A 19394-nucleotide genomic window follows, 5' to 3' on the forward strand; every position below is an offset into this window, starting at 1 on the left:
CAATATTCAAATCTGGAGAACGTCATGACCGACGATACAAAAAAGCCCGGACCTGACGCGGACGTCGCGGAAGATTTTGTCGATCTTGCCCAGGCAGGTGAAGAACAGGCCGAAACGGCAGAACCCGATCCGGTCGAGCTGCTCAAGGCTGAGAACGCCGATCTGCGCGATAAATTCCTGCGACTTGCGGCCGAGATGGACAATCTTCGCCGTCGCACCGAACGCGATGTCAAGGATGCCAAGGCCTATTCCCTGGCAGGTTTTGCACGCGATATGCTCGCCGTTTCCGATAATCTTCGCCGTGCGCTCGAAGCCATTCCCGATGAGCTCAAGACCAATGGTGAAGCCGGTCTCAACGGCCTCATCGAAGGCGTCGAGATGACGGAACGTTCGATGCTGTCGACGCTGGAACGCCACGGCGTGAAGAAGATCGATGCCGAGGGCCAGAAGTTCGACCCGAATTTCCATCAGGCCATGTTCGAAATTCCGAATACGGCGGTTCCGAACAATACGGTGCTGCAGGTGGTCCAGGCTGGTTTCACCATCGGCGATCGCGTGCTGCGCCCCGCCATGGTCGGTGTCGCCAAGGGTGGCCCGAAGGTGGAGACAGCCGCCTCTGCCGAGCCGGGCACCTCGTCTCTCAATGAAAAAGACGCGTAAGGCATCTGTCTTTACGTCATAAAAAACGCGCCTTCAGGGCGCGTTTTTTATTGCCGTTAAACTGAGGGGGCGGGTTGCGATCAAGCCGCCGTCGCCTGTTCCTGATTGAGGAAGGCGTAGATTGCTGTGTCGGAATCGGTCGCACGCAGCTTGGCCACCAGTTCAGGGTCGCGCAGGGCGCGTGCAATTCTGGACAAAGCCTTCAGATGATCCGCGCCGGCGCCCTCGGGCGCAAGCAGCAGGAAGACCAGATCGACCGGCTGGTCGTCCAGCGCTTCGAAATCGACCGGCGTTTCAAGGCGTGCGAAAACGCCGGTGATCTGGTGAATACTGTTGAGCTTGCCATGCGGAATGGCAATGCCGTGGCCCACACCGGTGGAGCCGAGCTTCTCGCGCTGGAGGATGACGTCGAAAACTTCCCGTTCCGAGACTCCGGTAATTCTGGCTGCCTTTGCAGCCAGCTCCTGAAGCAATTGCTTTTTGGAATTCACCTTGAGGGCGGGAATAATCGCATCTTGTTGCAGCAAATCTGCCAACGCCATTCTCTTTTTCCTTCATGCCATCGAGACGATGCAGGAGGCAGATGCATTTTCGCGCTCTGCCTCCCACGTCTTGTCAGACTGTTCAGCTCTTGATCGTTTCCGCGTCGATCCAGCCAATATTGCCGTCATGACGCCGATAAACGATGTTGAGATATTCTTTGCCGGGGCTGCGGAAGAGCAGAACCGGTTCGTCGGTCATGTCGAGCGCCATCACGGCGCTGGCGACTGACATGGTCTTAATCTGTTTCGAACTCTCCGCCACAATGGTGGGTGCGTAATCTTCAGGAACCTCGTGGTCCTCATCGGGAACAGCATCCATCACCGTATAGGCGATTTCCTGCGACACGCCATTCAAACCACTGTGGTGGTCCTTCAGCTTGCGCTTGTAGCGACGCAGGCGCTTCTCGATCCGCTCGGCGGCGGCGTCGAAGCTGGCTTGCGGATCATTTGCCTGACCCGCCGCATGCAATACAACGCCCGTATCGAGATGCAGCTTGCAGTCGGCGGCAAAACGCGATCCGGACTTCTCCACGGTCACTTGGCCTGAATACCCCCCATCGAAGTATTTGGTAACTGCCAGACCTATATTGTCCTCGATCCGCTGACGGAAAGATTCACCGATCTCCATATGTTTACCAGATACACGCACACTCATGGAAATTTTCCTTTTTGTAGTGATTTGCGAGTACCAGCTTACGTCAAGCCGCGCGCGCATCCAAGCGTTTCGAAGACCTTAAAAAGCCTCCATTTGAATTTTACGCCCATGGACGGTGGAGATGAATCCGTTACAAATGACCTTGCTTACGTGTGCGGCGGGCTTCTAGCCCCTGGCGTGGCAAGAGTCAATGGTGCGGCAAAAAACCGCCCCAAACGTGAATGGGCTCGTTGCTCAGAAGGCGGAAAGCTTGGCCTGCGCCTTCTTTTCCCGGCGCCTCTGCACGGAGGAGGGGATGTTCATCGCCTCGCGATATTTGGCGACCGTGCGGCGGGCGATATCGATGCCGCTCTTTTTCAGATTGTCGACGATGTCGTCGTCGGAAAGGACTGCCTCGGCGGCCTCGTGCGCGATCATGGCCTTGATGCGGTGACGCACCGCTTCCGCCGAATGGCTGTCTCCGCCTTCCACGGCGCTGATCGAGACGCTGAAGAAATATTTGAGCTCAAACAGACCGCGTGGCGTCAGCATGTATTTTTTGGACGTCACCCGGCTGACGGTGGATTCGTGCATCTTGATGGCGTCGGCCACCGTCTTGAGGTTCAGCGGGCGTAGCTGGTCGACACCATTGACGAGGAAGGCATCCTGCTGGCGCACGATTTCCGTCGCCACCTTCATGATTGTCCGGGCGCGCTGGTCTAGGCTGCGGGTCAGCCAATGGGCCGTCTGCATGCATTCGGCCAGAAAATCCTGATCCTCGCCCGCGCGCGCCTTATGTTTCGATACCTCGGCGAAGTAACTCTGGTTGATGAGCACGCGCGGCAGGGTCTCGGGGTTGATTTCCACCAGCCAGCCGCCGGTGGAGGAGGGGCGAACGATAATGTCGGGAACGATGGTCTCCGAAACCATCGAGTCGTAACCTGCGCCGGGGCGGGGGTTGAGCGTGCGGATTTCCGCCAGCATATCGAGCAGGTCTTCCTCATCGACGCCGCAGATTTTTTTCAAGGAGGCGAAGTCGCGTTTCGCCAGAAGTTCCAGATTATCGACGAAAGCCCGCATGGCCGGGTCTAGCCGATCCTTCTGGGCCAGCTGGATCGCCAGACATTCGCTCAGGGAACGGGAAAATACACCCGGTGGGTCGAAGCCCTGAAGCGTCTTCAGGACGTGCTCGACTGCCGACGGCGCCGCTCCCAGCCGTTCGGCGACATCATCGACGGCATCAGCCGCAATATAGCCGGTTTCATCGAGCTGGCCGATCAGCGCATCGGCGATCATCCGGTCCTCGGCGGCTGATATGGCGAGCGGCAATTGCTGATTGAGATGGTCGCCGAGGCTCTGTCTGGCCGCGACGAAATCATCGAGGTCATAACTTTCCCCGGACTCCTGACCGGGCATGGATTTCCATTGGCCGGCCAGTTCAGGCGCATCGGCTTTTCGGGGCTCAGCATCGTCGGGAAAGACGTTTTCGAAGCTGGTATCCAGTTGCTCGCCGAGATTTGCGGCGCGATCGCCATACCAATCGTCACTGTCTGATGTCACCGTGGCGGATCTCTCCGAGCCTTCGCTGTCCGCGTCGCCGAAACTCTCCGCCTCTACCGGGGCATCGCTGCTCAAATCGCCATCGTTTGCCGCAATTTCCAGCAATGGATTGCGCTCCACCTCCTGCGCGATGAACTGCGTCAGCTCGAAATGCGTCATCTGAAGCAGCTGGATGGACTGCATCAGTTGCGGTGTCATTACAAGAGACTGGTTTTGACGCAGCAAAAGGCTGGCAGATAATGCCATGGCGGACGCGAAACTCCCCTTACAGCTTCTCCATGGCCACAGTTTTCATAAATTTTGCGGAGGCGATGGAACTTGGCCCAAAAATTGCTTTTTTATCTTGTTTGGTCAAGCGTCAGGGCGGGGCGCGATGAAGAATCTTTCGCGCCCAGGCGTTCAAAGGCTAAAATTGTTGCCGAGATAGAGACGGCGTACATCCGGATTGTTGACGATATCGTCTGGACGCCCATGCGTCAGAACCTCGCCGGCATGGATGATGTAGGCGCGGTCGATGAGACCGAGCGTTTCACGGACGTTGTGGTCGGTCACGAGAACGCCGATGCCGCGCGCTGTCAGGTGTCTCACCAGATTCTGGATATCGCTGACAGAAATCGGATCAACGCCCGCGAAAGGTTCGTCGAGCAGCATGAAAGTCGGATCGGTCGCAAGAGCGCGCGCGATTTCCAGACGCCGCCGCTCGCCGCCCGAAAGCGCCACGGCAGGGGATTTGCGCAACTGCGCGATGTGAAATTCTTCCAGCAGCTCATCAAGCTTGTGGTTGCGCTTGGCTGCGTCCGGCTCATGCACTTCCAGCACGGCGCGGATGTTTTCCTCAACCGTGAGGCCGCGGAAAATCGATGCTTCCTGCGGCAGATAACCGACGCCGAGACGGGCGCGACGATACATCGGCATGGTGGTGACATCATTGCCGTTGATGGCGATCTTGCCGGTATCGACGGGTACCAGGCCCGTGATCATGTAAAAACAGGTGGTCTTTCCGGCGCCGTTCGGGCCGAGCAGTCCCACGGCCTCGCCACGGCGCACGACCAGCGAAACCCCGTTGACGACACGACGCGTATTATAGGTCTTCGTCAGGCCATGCGCGATCAGCGTGCCCTGATAGGGGGTCTTGTCCGCCGGTGGGACCGCGTCCGCGGATCGGCTGCGTCCGCCGCCGAATATCTTTGAGATCGAGGGTATCTTCACGAGGAAAGACTACTGTTTTTTCTGGGATTTCGGATCAAGCATGATCCGAACAGGGCCGCCGCAGCTTTCGAGCTTGGCCTGTCCCGTATTCATGAGGACGGTCAGCTTGCAGCCGGTGAAGACATTCGTGCCCTCGGACAGCACGACCTGCTTGCCCGTGAGGATGAAGGTCTGCGCCGCCATGTCGAATTCGCCGTGATCGGCCGTCGCCTTCTGGGTCTCGGACGTCAGATAGACATTATTGTCGACGAAGATTTTTTCGATATTGGCGTCGCCGCTGGTGAGCGATGAACCCTCGCCCTTGTAGTTCACCGTCATCTTGCCGGCCTGAAGGGTGGTCGTTCCCTGCACCACCTTCACATTGCCGGTGAAATAGGCCTTGCGCTCCTGATCGCGAATCTCGAGCTGATCGCTTTCAATTGCGATCGGCTGGTCGCCGGAGAGCTTGACGCCCTGCATGTTGCTGGTGGTGTTCTGGGCGAAAGCCACAGTTGCAAGACACGAAAAAACAAGACCTGCAGCTGCGAGGCCGGCGGATTTGCCAAGGGAAACGGGACGGGAAATTTGCATCATCTGGACCGGGCTCTCACTTGCCTTCATTCTTGATATTGGATGCAGCGATACGTGCCCGTACCTGCCCCGAAAATGTAATTGTCTTGCCATTATCGGCGATGTCAATCGATTGCGCAACAATCGAGCCGTCGTTTGTTTTGATCGAAACCGGCTCCTGGCTGCTCATTTTCCCGGCCTTCAGATCGACATCCGCAGACTGGAACTTCGCTTGTATGCCATTGCTGAGATTGATGTCAAAAGGGGCGGTCATCTTCAGCTTGTTGGTGGCCCGGTCAAAAATGCCTTCATGGGCGATCACCTGGGCGATACCGTCATTCACCGGCACTGCGGCCAGAACCTTCTCAAGCGTCATCAGGTTGGGGTTGGCGATGTCCTGCAACGCACGGTCGGCGTTCATGGAATAATCGATCCCCTTCTCGTTGCGGCCCGCAACGGCAGGTTTTTCCATCACGATCTTGCCGTCTTCAATTCGCGCGCTCTCAAGCGAGACCTCATCGGGCGCCCAGGTTCGGATAACCGAGACGGCGATGAAGGCGAGCGAAACGATGGCTGCGCCGAGCGGCAGAATGATTTTCAGCCGTTTCACGCGCGCAGAATGCCTCAGCGCGGTGTCATAGGCACCGTTCTGGTCATTGGGCAGCGAGAATGCTGGCGCGGGTTCGCGGAGTCTTTCGAGCATAAGAGTGGGTCCGGAATGCTTCCCCGGCGCCATTCTGGCGCACAATCGAAGCTTGTGTCTCTATCTAAATGTCTTTGGCATGAGTGCTTTGTCCTGCCAATATGGTTTTTGTCTGGAGAGGTGCAAGGGAAATGCGAATTTTATCGTAATTCTGGTTTCCTTATTGTTTCCTTGCGGCTTCGCGTTAGAAGAACCATATGGCCTAAAGCGTAAAAGCGGATGACAGAGGTTTCTATGGACAATATGGCGATAGCGGATCGCAGGCGGTTGCGCCGCAAGCTGACTTTCTGGCGGATTGCGGCCGTTCTTCTGCTCGTCGCCGGCGCTTTCGGTCTCTACCGGTTTTTATGGGATGGACCGCAGCAAAGTGCGAAGCCCCATATTGCCCGCGTGGAGGTCTCCGGCCTGATCACCGATAATACCGAACTTCTCGAGCGGCTCGACAAGATCGCCAAGAGCGACAATGTCAAAGGGTTGATCGTGTCGATTTCCTCGCCAGGCGGCACCACCTATGGCGGTGAGCGCATCTTCAAGGCCATTCGAGGCGTGGCGGAAAAGAAGCCGGTTGTCTCGGATGTGCGCACGCTCGCCGCTTCCGCAGGTTACATGATCGCGTCCGCGGGTGATGTCATCGTTGCTGGCGAAACCTCGATCACCGGTTCGATCGGCGTCATCTTCCAGTATCCGCAGCTTGGCCAGCTGATGGAAAAGCTCGGCGTTTCGTTGCAGGAAATCAAGTCGTCGCCGATGAAGGCGGAGCCTTCGCCGTTCCACGAGGCGCCGGAAGAGGCAAAGTCGATGATCCGCGCCATGGTGATGGACAGCTATGGCTGGTTTGTCGACCTTGTGGCCGATCGCCGCAAGCTGCCGCGCGAAGACGTGCTGAAACTGGCAGATGGATCGATTTTCACTGGCAGGCAGGCGCTCGCCAACAAGCTGGTTGATACGCTGGGCGGCGAAAAGGAAGTTCGCAGCTATTTCGAAACACGCGGTGTTGCCAAGGATTTGCCGATCGTCGAATGGCGCGCGCCGTCGTCCCGTTCGCCTTTTTCGCTTTTCAGTGTTGCGCAAATAGCGAAGTTTCTGGGATATGACGATTTAATTCCCTTCGCAGGCCCCGGCCAGCTCGGTGCGGACAAGTTGTTTCTTGACGGTCTTGTTTCCGTTTGGCAGGTTGAGCCGCGTTAAAAATCCAATTCTTTCAGGGGGCAACCGTGATCAAGTCTGAACTGGTGCAGATCGTTGCTGCGCGTAACCCGCACCTTTATCACCGTGACGTGGAAAACATCGTCAATGCGGTGCTGGATGAAATCACCGACGCCCTGGCGGCAGGAAATCGTGTCGAGCTTCGTGGTTTCGGCGCATTTTCGGTCAAAAACCGTCCTTCGCGTTCCGGCCGGAACCCGCGCACGGGTGAGTCGGTTTTCGTCGAGGAAAAATGGGTGCCTTTCTTCAAGACGGGCAAGGAACTGCGTGAGCGCCTGAACCCCGGTATGGGCGACGAAGAGGACGATTGATCGTCCCTGCCGCCTGGCGACTGAAAAGGAGCCGGTGGAACGCCCGCTGCGATGGAGTATTGTCGGATGTCGAAAAAAATCATCAATCTCATCATCCTGCTTCCGCTGGCGGTCATCCTCGTCATTCTGTGCGTGGCCAACCGCCAGTCCGTGACGCTGGCGCTTAATCCGTTCCGGCCGGAAGACGGCGTTCTTTCCTTCACCGCGCCGTTTTTCGTCTTCCTGTTCCTGGCGGTGATTTTCGGCGTGCTGCTGGGATCGGCGGCCACCTGGTTTGCGCAGGGCAAACATCGCAAGCGTGCCCGTATCGAAGCCAAGGAGGCTGTGCGCTGGCATGATGAGGCGAACCGCCAGAAGGCGGCCGCCGCCGGACAGCTTCCACATGCGGGACAACTCCCGGCAAAGTGATGGCGCCGACATTCGTTCCGGCTCTAGGCGAGCGGCGCGTGGAATGCTATTTGCTGGCGCAATAAGACGCGGGCAAAAGCGGAAAGATTTCCATTGAAGAAAAAAGACAGCCGGCCGGGCAATCGTGTGCGAGCCGGGAACGAGAAAAAACAGGTTCATGCCGCAAAGCCGGCGCGTCGCGCGGATGCCGCGCCGAAAAAGCGCGAGCCGGATGCCGTGCGCAGCGTGCAGAAGGCCGCGCCGAAGGAAAAACCCGTCGTAGCGACCGCCGTCGAACAGGTCCCTGCGCGCGCACTTATGCAGCGCACCGGGGCGCTTCCCGCGGAACAGGTTCCGGTCATTCTGGAATCGAGCGGCGCGGGTGATTTTCATCTGATCGATAGCGGCAACGGCCTGAAGCTTGAACAATATGGCGATTACCGCATCGTCCGTCCCGAAGCGCAGGCTCTCTGGAAGCCTTCGATCCCCGACCGCGTATGGCAGAATGCCGATGCCGTCTTTACCGGCGATACCGATGAGGACGGCATGGGCCGCTGGCGCTTTCCGAAGGAAGCGCTCGGGGAGACATGGCCGCTGTCCTTGCTCGGGGTCGAATTTCTCGGCCGCTTCACGGCCTTCCGGCATGTTGGCGTCTTTCCCGAACAGATCGTGCATTGGGAATGGCTGAAACATGCCATCGAAACGGCCGACCGTCCGCTGAAAGTGCTGAACCTCTTCGGTTATACCGGTGTCGCCTCGCTGGTCGCGGCGGCTGCGGGTGCTGAAGTCACCCATGTCGACGCCTCCAAGAAAGCGATTGGCTGGGCGAAGGAGAACCAGGCGCTTGCCGGGCTCGAACAGGCACCGATCCGCTGGATTTGCGAAGACGCCATGAAGTTCATCCAGCGTGAGGAGCGCCGCGGCAACAGCTACGATATCATCCTCACCGACCCGCCGAAATTCGGCCGCGGCACCCATGGTGAAGTCTGGCAATTGTTCGACCATCTGCCGCTGATGCTGGATATCTGCCGCGAAATCCTCTCGCCCAAGGCGCTCGGCCTTGTGCTGACGGCCTATTCGATCCGGGCGAGCTTCTATTCGATGCATGAACTGATGCGCGAAACCATGCGCGGCGCCGGTGGCGTCGTCGCGTCAGGCGAGCTTGTCATTCGTGAAGCCGGGCTCGACGGCAAGACGCCGGGCCGCGTGCTTTCCACATCGCTGTTCAGCCGCTGGGAGCCGAAATGATGAAGGATATGCGTGAAAACACCGCGCGCCGGGTTGGACAGGTCAAGGAAGTGACCAGCCTTGCCAATCCCATCATCAAGGATATCAAGGCGCTCACCCAGAAAAAGGGCAGGGAAGAGACCGGCACCTTCATGGCTGAAGGCCTGAAGCTGGTCATCGACGCGCTCGAACTCGGCTGGACGATCAAGACGCTGGTTTATGCCAAGGCCGCCAAGGGCAAGCCGCTGGTGGAGCAGGCGGCGGTGAAGACGGTCGCCACGGGCGGGCTGGTGCTCGAAGTCAGCGAAAAGGTCATCGCCTCTATCACCCGCCGCGATAATCCGCAGATGGTTGTCGGCATTTTCGAACAGAAATGGAAGCCGCTGAAGGATATCCGCCCGGAAAAGGGCGAAACCTATATCGCGCTCGACCGGGTGCGTGATCCCGGCAATCTCGGCACCATTATCCGCACGGCGGATGCGGCGGGCGCTTCAGGCGTCATTCTCGTGGGTGATTGCACGGATCCGTTTTCGCTGGAAACGGTGCGCGCCACCATGGGTTCGGTCTTCGCCACGCCCGTTGCCCGCGCTTCGGTCGAAGAATTCCTGTCCTGGAAAAAATCGGCGCAGGTCAGCGTCGTCGCCACCCATCTGGCGGGTTCGGTTGATTATCGAAAGATCGATTATGCCGGCAAGCCGGTCGTGATCTTAATGGGTAACGAACAATCCGGCCTGCCGCCGGAACTCGCCGGGAAGGCCGACCAGCTGGCGCGCATTCCCCAACAGGGCCGCGCCGACAGCCTCAATCTCGCCATCGCAACCGCCGTCATGCTGTTTGAAGCACGGCGGCATCTCCTCGAACTCGCACCGGTGACGTAATGGCCAAAGCGGCATTGTTCTCGAAATTCGGTCCGGCCTTTGCGCTGATCGTTGCCGCACTGGTGCTGGACCAGATCGTCAAGCAGCTGGTCGAAGCCTATCTGCCGCTGCAGGAGATGGTTCCGGTTGCTCCATTCCTGGCGCTTTACCGCACCTACAATCTCGGCGTGGCCTTTTCGATGCTGGAGGATATGCACGGCTGGTTCATCGTCAGCATGCGGCTCGTCATCGTGGTCTTCGTTCTGTGGCTGTGGCGCAAGACGGCGGCGGACCGCACCTTTGCCCATCTTGGTTTCGCCTTCATCATCGCAGGTGCTGCCGGCAATCTTCTCGACCGCTTTTTCTACGGTCACGTCATCGACTATATCCTGTTTTACACGCAGACATGGTCCTTCGCGGTTTTCAATCTGGCCGACAGTTTCATAACCATCGGCGCAGCCTGCGTCATTCTCGACGAGTTTTTGCACGCCCGGGCGGCTAAAAAGTAAAATTTTAAGGTTTCAGCCAAACATATCAAAACCGCTGCCGTGGTAGCGGTTGCCTATGAGCGAACTGGCAAGACTTCGACAGAAAGTTTCAGATGGCCTGGCCGCCACGGCGGCGCAGCCGGCGGATCGTGTCGATACGACAACGCACCATGGGGATGAAGAACATGCGACCGATGCCAGATCGATTGCGCTTTATGTCGCCGTTTCACTATCAGTTGGGGCTTTTTCCGCAGCCCTGATCGCGCTTGCGGTGCCCTATGCGGTTACCGTCGCGCTGGCAACCTTCTTTGGCGCAGTGCTTGTCGGTGTCCTCCTCTACGCGCTCTTCGGCGAATCCTCCCGGCATCCCGGCGCACTGGTTGCAGATTCCGATCTCCGGATGCGGCAAACGCAAAACCGCTCGCTGATTGCCGAAATGCAGGAATTCATGGGCGATATCGTCGTGATCCGCGACATGAACCGGCGCATCGTTGAGGCGAACCGGGTCTTTCGTGAAATGACCGGCTGTGCGGCCCCCGAAGGGCTGAGCTGCGAGGAAATCGGCATCGCTTTCCGCCCGGGTGACAAGGTCCACGCCTATGATGTCGAGATCGCGACCCCGTTCGGTCAGCGCATCTTTTCCTGGCATGATGTCGTGACCCGCGATCTGGCAAGCAGCCGGCTTCTCATCAGCAGTATCGCCAGAGATGTGACCGAAGAGCGGCTTGCGCTCGGTGAGCGGGAAGATGCCCGGTTGCGGGCCGAAAAGGCCGATGCCGAAAAAGCAAGGCTGCTTGCCACCGTAAGCCACGAAATCCGCCTGCCGCTTTCCGGCATGCTCGGCATGAACCATCTTCTGTCGCAGACGAAGCTCAATGAGGAGCAGCGCAATTATCTCGATGGCATGAAGCAGTCCGGCCAGTCGCTGGTGCAGCTTGTCGAGGATCTGCTGGATTATTCGACGATGGAAGCGGGTCGCTTCAGGCTCAATCCGCGCGCGGAAAACCTGCGGCGGATGATCGAGAGCATCGTTGAGATGCTGGCCCATCGGGCCCATGAAAAAGGCATAGAAATCACCTCCTTCGTTACGCCTGACGTGCCTGATCATCTCGATTTCGATCCGGCAAGGCTGCGTCAGGTCCTCTTCAATCTCCTCGGCAATGCCGTCAAATTCACGCGGGAAGGCGGCGTCGTCATCCGGGCGCGCATGGTCGACAGCGAATTGCACATCACTGTCAAAGATACCGGTCCGGGCATGAGCCAGGCCGAGCAGGCCCGTATTTTCGGTGAATTCGAACAGGCAGGCCCGCTGTCGCAGCGAAGCGCAGGCACAGGTCTCGGCCTTGCGATTTCCGCCCGTATCGTGCGGGAATTCGGCGGCAGCCTCACGGTTTCCAGCCGAAAGGGCAAGGGCAGCACTTTCAAACTGACGTTCCGGCCGGGCGGCGCACCCGCCGAAATGGCGGATCCCGGACGGCGTCATTGCCTGCGGCATACAAATGTCCTGCTCATCGCGCCAAAGGGCGTGGCGGCGGCGGTGACGATGGAGGCTATCGAAGCCTTCGGCGGTCAATGTACTCTCATCCACCAGTCTGAAGATCTTGAAAAGCTGCGGAAGGAGTCTGCCACCCGGGCGGATGATCTCACCGATATCATTGTCGACCGACGCATTTCGGCGCTGTTCAGGGACGCGCTCAAGGATTGGCCGCAACAGAATGTTCGCCGCACGCTGCTGGTCAGCCCGGAAGAACGGCCGTCGACCATGCATGTTTCCTTCGATGCCTGGTTGATCCGGCCGCTGCGCGAAAAATCGCTGATCGACGTCCTGTGCGGCCGTCTGCGCGGCATAGAGCGACGGGACGCGATCAACGACAACCATCCGGATGTGGGATTTTCGTCGCGGGTGGCGGAGGGTGCGAGCGGTATCGAGATACTCGTGGCCGAAGACGATGCCGTCAATCAGCGCATCGTCCGCGCCGTTCTGGAGAAAACCGGTTTTATCGTCCGTGTTGTCGAGAACTTTGAGGCGTTGCGGCAATCGTTGGAGCCAGGCGCATCCCGTTTGCCTGACCTCATCGTCTCCGATCTCAACATGCCGGGCGGCGAGGGGCTGGACGTGCTTCCCAACCTTCTCCATACGCTGAAGGGGGAAAGGAATATTCCCGTCATCGTGCTCAGCGGAGATACGAGTGACGCAACCGCCGAAATCCTGCTGAAGGCCGGTGCCGGCGCAGTTTTGACCAAGCCTGCCGACCCGCGACGGCTGGTAGAGGAAATCCGTCGGCTGCTCGAGGCGAAACGCCTGTTGCCATCATAACTTGACAGACTCGCGCTGGTGACATTTTGTCACTATTCTGTCGTCAATTAGTGATTTATGACAGGAAAATTCTTTGGTGGCGGAGCGATTCCCCATGGTTGCCGAAATCCTCAATCACGACATTTGTGAAAGCAATGTTGTCATTAGTCCTCGTCCCGAGACAGCTCAGGACAATGAGGGTCTTTTCGGTCGTATAGGCACGCTGGAAACACGGCTCGCCAGAAATGAACGCGAAATCGATGCCGCGCAATCCGTGCGTTACCGGGTTTTCGTCGAGGAAATGAAGGCGCGCCTTCCCGCAGATGCGATGCGCCGCAAGCGCGACATCGATGCCTGGGACAGCGTCTGCGATCATCTGCTGGTGCTCGACAAGGCGATCGAAGGCGACAGCGAAGACCAGATCGTCGGCACCTATCGTTTGCTGCGACAGGAAACGGCGCTCGCCAATAACGGCTTCTATTCCGCAAGCGAGTTCGACATTGCCGGGCTCGTTGCGCGCCATCCGGGCAAGCGCTTCATGGAGCTTGGCCGCTCCTGTGTGCTGCCGGAATATCGCACCAAGCGTACCGTCGAGCTTCTTTGGCAGGGCAACTGGGCCTATGCCGTGAAACACCGCATGGATGCCATGATCGGTTGCGCCTCCTTCCCCGGCGTGCAGCCGGAGGCCCATGCGCTTGCCTTGTCCTTCCTGCATCATAATTGCGTGGCCAAGGGCGAGTGGGCAGCTTCCGCCCTTCCCGAGCTTTATCATGAGATGGACCTCGTGCCGGCCGAGGCGCTCAACGCCCGCAAAGCGCTGAACGCCATGCCGCCGCTGATCAAGGGCTATATGCGTCTTGGCGCCATGTTCGGCTCCGGCGCGGTTGTTGACCATGCCTTCAACACGACGGACGTTCTCGTGGTCCTGCCCGTATCGTCCATCGCCGGCCGCTACATCAGCTATTATGGCGGTGAGACCGAGCGCATCAACGGCTGACCGGTTTTTGATCGGAACCTTTCGGGATGTTCCTGTGGGCAGCTGTTCGGTGCGTGTTGTGCAGGGGCGGGCATTGCCGCTAGTGTCGGCGCTCCTTTTCCGCAACACGATATGACATCGGCAGGCCATTGACGGACGTTCTGACAACCGCTTCCCTGATCTCGGAAGAGAGCCGCGCGACGGCCACTCCGATGATGGAGCAATATATCGAGATCAAGGCGAACAATCCCGGTTCGCTGCTGTTCTACCGCATGGGCGATTTTTACGAATTGTTCTTTGACGATGCGGTCGAAGCCTCCCGTTCGCTCGGCATCACGCTGACGAAACGCGGCCAGCACATGGGGCACGATATTCCCATGTGCGGCGTTCCCGTCCATGCGGCGGATGACTACCTGCAGAAGCTCATCCTGCGCGGCTATCGCGTCGCCGTCTGCGAACAGGTGGAAGACCCGGCCGAGGCGAAGAAGCGCGGATCGAAATCCGTGGTCAAACGTGATGTCGTGCGGCTTGTCACCCCCGGCACGCTGACCGAAGAAAAACTGCTGTCGCCGACGGAATCCAACTATCTGATGGCGCTCGCCCGTATTCGCGGCAGCGCCGAGGCGCAGTTTGCACTCGCCTGGATCGATATTTCCACCGGCGTCTTCCGTCTGGCGGAAACCACGCTGACCCGGCTTCTCGCCGATATCTGGCGCATTGATCCGCGGGAGTTGATTGTCGCCGACAGCCTGTTCCATGACGAGGAATTGCGACCGGTGTTTGATGTGCTCGGTCGTGTGGCCGTGCCGCAGCCGGCGATTCTTTTCGACAGCGCTACTGCGGAAGGGCGCATCGCCCGTTATTTCAACGTCTCGACGCTCGATGGTTTCGGCACGTTTTCGCGGGTGGAAATGGCCGCTGCCGCTGCGGCCGTCGCTTATGTCGAAAAAACCCAGATCGCCGAACGTCCGCCGCTTGGCGCGCCGGAGCGTGAAAGTGCGGCCTCCACCCTTTTCATCGACCCCGCCACCCGCGCCAATCTGGAACTGGTGAAGACGCTGTCAGGAGAAAGGGACGGATCGCTGCTGCATGCGCTTAACCGTACTGTCACGGGCGGCGGCGCACGGCTTCTGGCCGAGCGGCTGATGTCGCCTTTGACTGATCCGGAGAAGATCAATGCCCGCCTCGATGCGGTGGCCTATCTCATTGATGACGTGTCGCTCAGCGATGGCCTGCGCGATGCGCTGAAACAGGTTGCGGATATGCCGCGTGCGCTTTCGCGCCTTGCGCTGGAGCGCGGCGGCCCGCGCGATCTCGGCGCCATCAGGCAGGGGCTGGCTTCGGCCGAAAGGATAGCCGCGATTCTCGATCAGGGATTGTTGCCGGATGAGCTGGCGACGGCGCTCGCGGATTTGAAAGCGCTGCCGAGTGGGCTGGAAGCCATGCTTGGCTCGATGCTGGCCGACGACCTGCCGCTTTTGAAGCGGGACGGCGGTTTCCTGCGCGATGGTGCCAATCCCGAACTGGATGAGGTGCGGGCGCTGCGCGACCAGTCGCGCCGTGTGATTGCCGGGCTGCAGCTGAAATATGCCGATGAGACCGGCATCAAGTCGCTCAAGATCAAGCACAACAATGTGCTTGGCTACTTCATCGAGGTCACGGCCGGCAACGCAGATGTGATGATGGCGACGGATGAGGCCAAGGCGCGTTTTATCCACCGCCAGACCATGGCGGGTGCCATGCGCTTCACCACCACCGAGCTTGCCGATCTCGAAAGCCGCATCGCCAATGCCGCGGCGCAGGCTCTGACCATGGAGCTGGAAGCCTTCGGGCGTATGGTCGAGGCTGTGGTGCAGCAGGCGGAAGCGATCAAGGCCGGTGCTTTCGCGCTCGCGACTATCGACGTCGCCTCAAGCCTTGCTTATCTCGCAACCGAACAGGCCTATTGCCGTCCGATCGTTGATGCCTCCATGACCTTCGCGATCAAGGGCGGGCGTCATCCGGTGGTGGAGCAGGCATTACGGCGGCAGTCGGCTGGACCGTTCATCGCCAACAATTGCGATCTGTCGGCCGTGAACGGCGGCAAGAATGGTGCGATCTGGCTGCTCACCGGCCCGAACATGGGCGGTAAATCGACCTTCCTGCGCCAGAATGCGCTGATCGCCATCCTCGCGCAGATCGGCTCCTTCGTTCCGGCGGAGGCCGCCCATATCGGTGTTGTCGACCGGCTGTTTTCCCGCGTTGGCGCGTCAGATGATCTGGCACGCGGCCGCTCGACCTTCATGGTGGAAATGGTGGAAACGGCTGCCATTCTCAATCAGGCAACGGATCGCTCGCTGGTCATTCTGGACGAGATCGGCCGTGGCACGGCGACCTTCGACGGACTTTCGATCGCCTGGGCGGCGGTGGAACATCTGCACGAGGTCAATCGTTGCCGTGGCCTCTTCGCCACCCATTTCCACGAGCTGACGGTGCTGTCGGAAAAGCTCGGCCGCCTTTCCAATGCCACGATGCGGGTGAAGGAGTGGGAAGGTGACGTCATCTTCCTGCACGAAGTCGGGCCGGGTGCTGCGGATCGCTCCTACGGTATTCAGGTGGCGCGGCTTGCGGGCCTGCCTGCATCGGTGGTGGAGCGCGCCCGTGAGGTGCTGACGAAGCTCGAAGATGCCGACCGCAAGAACCCGGCCAGCCAGCTGATCGATGATCTGCCGCTGTTCCAGATCGCGGTTCGCCGCGAGGAGGGTCGCAAGGTCGGGCCATCGAAGGTGGAGGAGGCTCTGAAGGGCTTCAACCCCGACGAAATGACGCCGCGAGAGGCATTGGACGCGCTCTATGCGTTGAAGAAAGAACTTGGCAAGGCGTAAGGGATAGATTGCCTGTCCATCGCCTTTAAAACTCGCTATAGGACACTCCCATCGCAAGCGGTGGGATTATCCCACAGGACATGGATACCGGCATAGATGGCCATCAAGGACCTGGATTTTTCCGACATTCTCGATGTATCGGCGCTGAAGCGCGAATGCGACATCATCTTTAAGGAAGACGGCAAACGCACCGCCGATATCAGGTCCGACTTGCTGCCGATTTTCCGCAAGGCCAGCATGGAAGGCCGGGGAAAGGCTAGAGAACTGCTAAAAGCCGATGGCAGCGGCATTGATTGCGCCCGGCGCATCTCCTGGCTTCAGGACCGGCTGATCGAAATCCTCTATGATCTCGCCTGCCAATATGTCTATCCCAAGGATGCGCCACAGATCGCGGTCGCGGCAGTCGGCGGTTATGGCCGCGGCACGCTGGCGCCGGGATCGGATATCGATCTCCTGTTCCTGCTGCCGGCCAAGAACACGCCTGACATGCACAAGGCGGTGGAGTTCGTGCTCTATCTCCTCTGGGATCTCGGCTTCAAGGTTGGCCACGCCACCCGCACGGTGGATGAATGCATCCGCCTCTCCAAATCCGACATGACCATCCGCACCGCCATTCTGGAAGTGCGGGCGATTTGCGGCAAGAAATCCCTGACCGATGATCTCGAAAAGCGTTTCGAGTCGGAAGTCGTCACCGGCACCGGCCCGGAATTCATCGCCGCCAAGCTCGCCGAGCGTGACCAGCGCCACCGCAAGGCGGGCGATACGCGTTATCTGGTGGAACCGAACGTCAAGGAAGGCAAGGGTGGGTTGCGCGACCTGCACACGCTGTTCTGGATCGCCAAATATTATTACCACGTCCGCGATACGGCCGATCTGGTCAAGCTTGGCGTCCTGTCACGGCCGGAACTCCGGCTGTTCGAAAAGGCCGATGATTTTCTCTGGGCCGTCCGTTGCCAGATGCACTTCATCACCGGCAAGGCGGAAGAGCGCCTTTCTTTCGACATTCAGCGCGAAATCGCCGATGCGCTGGGTTACCAGCCGCGCCCGGGCCTTTCCGCCGTCGAGCGTTTCATGAAGCACTATTTCCTCGTGGCGAAAGATGTGGGCGACCTGACCCGCATTGTCTGCGCAGCACTTGAGGATCGCCAGGCGAAAGACGTGCCGGGCCTTTCCGGCGTTCTCAGCCGCTTCGCCCATCGTGTGCGCAAGATTCCCGGCTCGGTGGAATTTGTCGAGGACCGGGGGCGCATTGCGCTCGCCAAGCCTGATGTCTTCAAGAACGACCCGGTCAATCTGATCCGGCTCTTCCACATCGCCGATATCAATAATCTCGAACTGCACCCGGATGCGTTGCGCGTCGTCACCCGCTCGCTGTCGCTCATCAATGATGAGCTTCGCGAAAGCGAGGAGGCGAACCGGCTTTTCCTGTCGATCCTTACCTCGCGACGCGATCCGGCGCTGACGCTGCGGCGCATGAACGAGGCCGGCGTGCTCGGCAAGTTCATCCCCGAATTCGGCAAGATCGTCGCGATGATGCAGTTCAACATGTATCATCACTATACGGTGGACGAGCATCTGATCCGCTCCGTCGGCGTGTTGTCGGAAGTGGACAAGGGAACGGCTGTCGACGCCCACCCGCTCGCCAACCAGCTGATGCCGAGCGTGGAGGAACGCGAGGCGCTTTATGTGGCCGTGCTGCTGCACGATGTCGCCAAGGGCCGGCAGGAGGATCACTCGATTGCTGGCGCGCGCGTGGCCCGCAAGCTTTGCCAGCGCTTCCGGCTGACCGGCAAGCAGACCGAAATGGTCGTCTGGCTGATCGAGCAGCATCTTCTGATGTCCATGGTCGCCCAGACGCGCGACCTGCATGACCGCAAGACCATCACCGATTTCGCCGACAAGGTGCAATCCATGGAGCGGCTGAAGATGCTGCTCATCCTGACGGTCTGCGATATTCGCGCTGTTGGTCCAGGGGTCTGGAACGGCTGGAAGGGGCAGCTGCTGCGCTCGCTCTATTATGAGACCGAGCTGCTTCTGTCAGGCGGCTTCTCGGAAGTCTCCCGCAAGGAACGGGCGCAGATTGCCCGGCAGGCGCTTTACGATGCTCTCGATGACTGGGGCCAGAAGGCGCGGCGCAAATACACCAAGCTGCATTACGAGCCCTATCTGCTGACGGTGGCGCTGGAAGACCAGGTGCGACACACCCGCTTCATCCGCGAGGCCGACAAGCAGGAAAAGGCGCTGTCGACCATGGTGCGCACCCATTCCTTCCATGCCATCACGGAAATCACCGTACTGGCGCCGGACCATCCGCGCCTGCTTTCGATCATCACCGGTGCCTGTGCGGCGGCTGGCGCCAATATCGCGGATGCGCAGATTTTCACCACCTCCGACGGGCGGGCGCTGGATACGATCCTGATCAATCGCGAATTTCCGATCGACGAGGATGAGACCCGGCGCGGCAACAATGTCGGCAAGCTCATCGAGGAGGTTCTCTCCGGCAAGCAGCGTCTTCCGGAAATGATCGCCACGCGGACCAAGAGCCGCAGGAAGAAAAGCGCTTTCACCATTCCGCCCTCGGTCATCATTTCCAACGGGCTGTCGAACAAGTTCACCGTCATCGAGGTCGAGTGCCTCGACCGGCCGGGACTTCTGGCTGATATGACGGCTGTCATTGCCGATCTGTCGCTCGATATTCACTCCGCCCGCATCACCACCTTCGGCGAAAAGGTCATCGACACCTTTTATGTGACCGATCTCTTCGGCCAGAAGGTGACGAACGACAACCGCCAGGCCAGCATTGCGCAGCGCCTGAAGGCCGTGATGAGCGAACAGGAAGACGAATTGCGTGACCGCATGCCGAACGGCATCATCGCCCATCCAGACGTGGCGGCCCTGCCTGCCGCGCGCACGGCAAAGGCTTGA

The 19394-nt window shown here is 59.3% G+C and carries 17 protein-coding genes; 11 read left to right on the forward strand and 6 right to left on the reverse strand.

The features are described from left to right. Positions 1-24: 24 nt before the first annotated feature. On the forward strand, positions 25-660 hold the full coding sequence (gene grpE / locus AC5I5B_RS13015; RefSeq protein ID WP_003503794.1) for a nucleotide exchange factor GrpE: 636 nt from the start codon (positions 25-27) through the stop codon (positions 658-660). An 80-nt stretch (positions 661-740) separates the two neighbouring features. Here grpE and ptsN read toward each other — a convergent pair whose 3' ends face one another. The 6 genes from ptsN to lptC all read right to left on the reverse strand — a co-directional run bounded on the left by ptsN (position 741) and on the right by lptC (position 5857). Beyond that, complete coding sequence (ptsN, locus tag AC5I5B_RS13020) at positions 741-1202, reverse strand: PTS IIA-like nitrogen regulatory protein PtsN (RefSeq protein WP_003503792.1); 462 nt, start codon at positions 1200-1202, stop codon at positions 741-743. Between the two features lie 82 nt (positions 1203-1284). Beyond that, positions 1285-1857: a ribosome hibernation-promoting factor, HPF/YfiA family gene (gene hpf, locus AC5I5B_RS13025; protein WP_003503790.1), complete on the reverse strand. Its 573-nt coding sequence runs from the start codon at positions 1855-1857 to the stop codon at positions 1285-1287. A gap of 234 nt (positions 1858-2091) precedes the next feature. Beyond that, positions 2092-3642: an RNA polymerase factor sigma-54 gene (gene rpoN / locus AC5I5B_RS13030; RefSeq protein WP_099085715.1), complete on the reverse strand. Its 1551-nt coding sequence runs from the start codon at positions 3640-3642 to the stop codon at positions 2092-2094. A 153-nt stretch (positions 3643-3795) separates the two neighbouring features. Continuing rightward, on the reverse strand, positions 3796-4605 hold the full coding sequence (gene lptB, locus AC5I5B_RS13035) for an LPS export ABC transporter ATP-binding protein (RefSeq protein ID WP_003503786.1): 810 nt from the start codon (positions 4603-4605) through the stop codon (positions 3796-3798). Positions 4606-4614: 9 nt separating this feature from the next. After that, complete coding sequence (locus AC5I5B_RS13040) at positions 4615-5178, reverse strand: LptA/OstA family protein (RefSeq protein ID WP_003503784.1); 564 nt, start codon at positions 5176-5178, stop codon at positions 4615-4617. Between the two features lie 13 nt (positions 5179-5191). Then, positions 5192-5857: an LPS export ABC transporter periplasmic protein LptC gene (lptC, locus tag AC5I5B_RS13045; protein WP_003503782.1), complete on the reverse strand. Its 666-nt coding sequence runs from the start codon at positions 5855-5857 to the stop codon at positions 5192-5194. Between the two features lie 234 nt (positions 5858-6091). Here lptC and sppA point away from each other — a divergent pair, with 234 nt between their 5' ends. From sppA to AC5I5B_RS13095, 10 genes are all read left to right on the forward strand, one after another. Continuing rightward, complete coding sequence (gene sppA / locus AC5I5B_RS13050; protein WP_087743280.1) at positions 6092-7045, forward strand: signal peptide peptidase SppA; 954 nt, start codon at positions 6092-6094, stop codon at positions 7043-7045. Positions 7046-7047: 2 nt separating this feature from the next. Beyond that, on the forward strand, positions 7048-7374 hold the full coding sequence (locus AC5I5B_RS13055; protein ID WP_219256707.1) for an integration host factor subunit beta: 327 nt from the start codon (positions 7048-7050) through the stop codon (positions 7372-7374). A gap of 66 nt (positions 7375-7440) precedes the next feature. Continuing rightward, positions 7441-7782, forward strand: coding sequence for a LapA family protein (locus AC5I5B_RS13060; RefSeq protein WP_162686221.1), 342 nt, complete (start codon positions 7441-7443; stop codon positions 7780-7782). Between the two features lie 93 nt (positions 7783-7875). Beyond that, positions 7876-9009: a class I SAM-dependent methyltransferase gene (locus AC5I5B_RS13065; protein ID WP_060727051.1), complete on the forward strand. Its 1134-nt coding sequence runs from the start codon at positions 7876-7878 to the stop codon at positions 9007-9009. Beyond that, positions 9006-9866 (forward strand): TrmH family RNA methyltransferase, encoded by an 861-nt coding sequence (locus AC5I5B_RS13070; RefSeq protein ID WP_020011063.1) that lies wholly within the window; start codon positions 9006-9008, stop codon positions 9864-9866. Before AC5I5B_RS13065 ends, AC5I5B_RS13070 begins: the two co-directional genes overlap by 4 nt. Beyond that, positions 9866-10354: a signal peptidase II gene (gene lspA / locus AC5I5B_RS13075; protein WP_003503773.1), complete on the forward strand. Its 489-nt coding sequence runs from the start codon at positions 9866-9868 to the stop codon at positions 10352-10354. The genes AC5I5B_RS13070 and lspA overlap by 1 nt, the downstream gene beginning before the upstream one ends. A 55-nt stretch (positions 10355-10409) precedes the next feature. Continuing rightward, positions 10410-12650, forward strand: coding sequence for a hybrid sensor histidine kinase/response regulator (locus AC5I5B_RS13080; RefSeq protein WP_111833752.1), 2241 nt, complete (start codon positions 10410-10412; stop codon positions 12648-12650). Between the two features lie 94 nt (positions 12651-12744). After that, complete coding sequence (olsB, locus tag AC5I5B_RS13085; RefSeq protein WP_003503769.1) at positions 12745-13626, forward strand: l-ornithine N(alpha)-acyltransferase; 882 nt, start codon at positions 12745-12747, stop codon at positions 13624-13626. Between the two features lie 191 nt (positions 13627-13817). After that, positions 13818-16469 carry a DNA mismatch repair protein MutS gene (mutS, locus tag AC5I5B_RS13090; RefSeq protein ID WP_111833751.1) on the forward strand — a complete coding sequence of 884 codons (2652 nt, stop codon included), beginning with the start codon at positions 13818-13820 and terminating at the stop codon, positions 16467-16469. A gap of 96 nt (positions 16470-16565) precedes the next feature. Then, entirely contained in the window at positions 16566-19394 is a 2829-nt protein-coding gene (locus AC5I5B_RS13095; protein ID WP_111833750.1) for a [protein-PII] uridylyltransferase, read from the forward strand.

Source organism: Agrobacterium sp. (genome assembly GCF_059499945.1).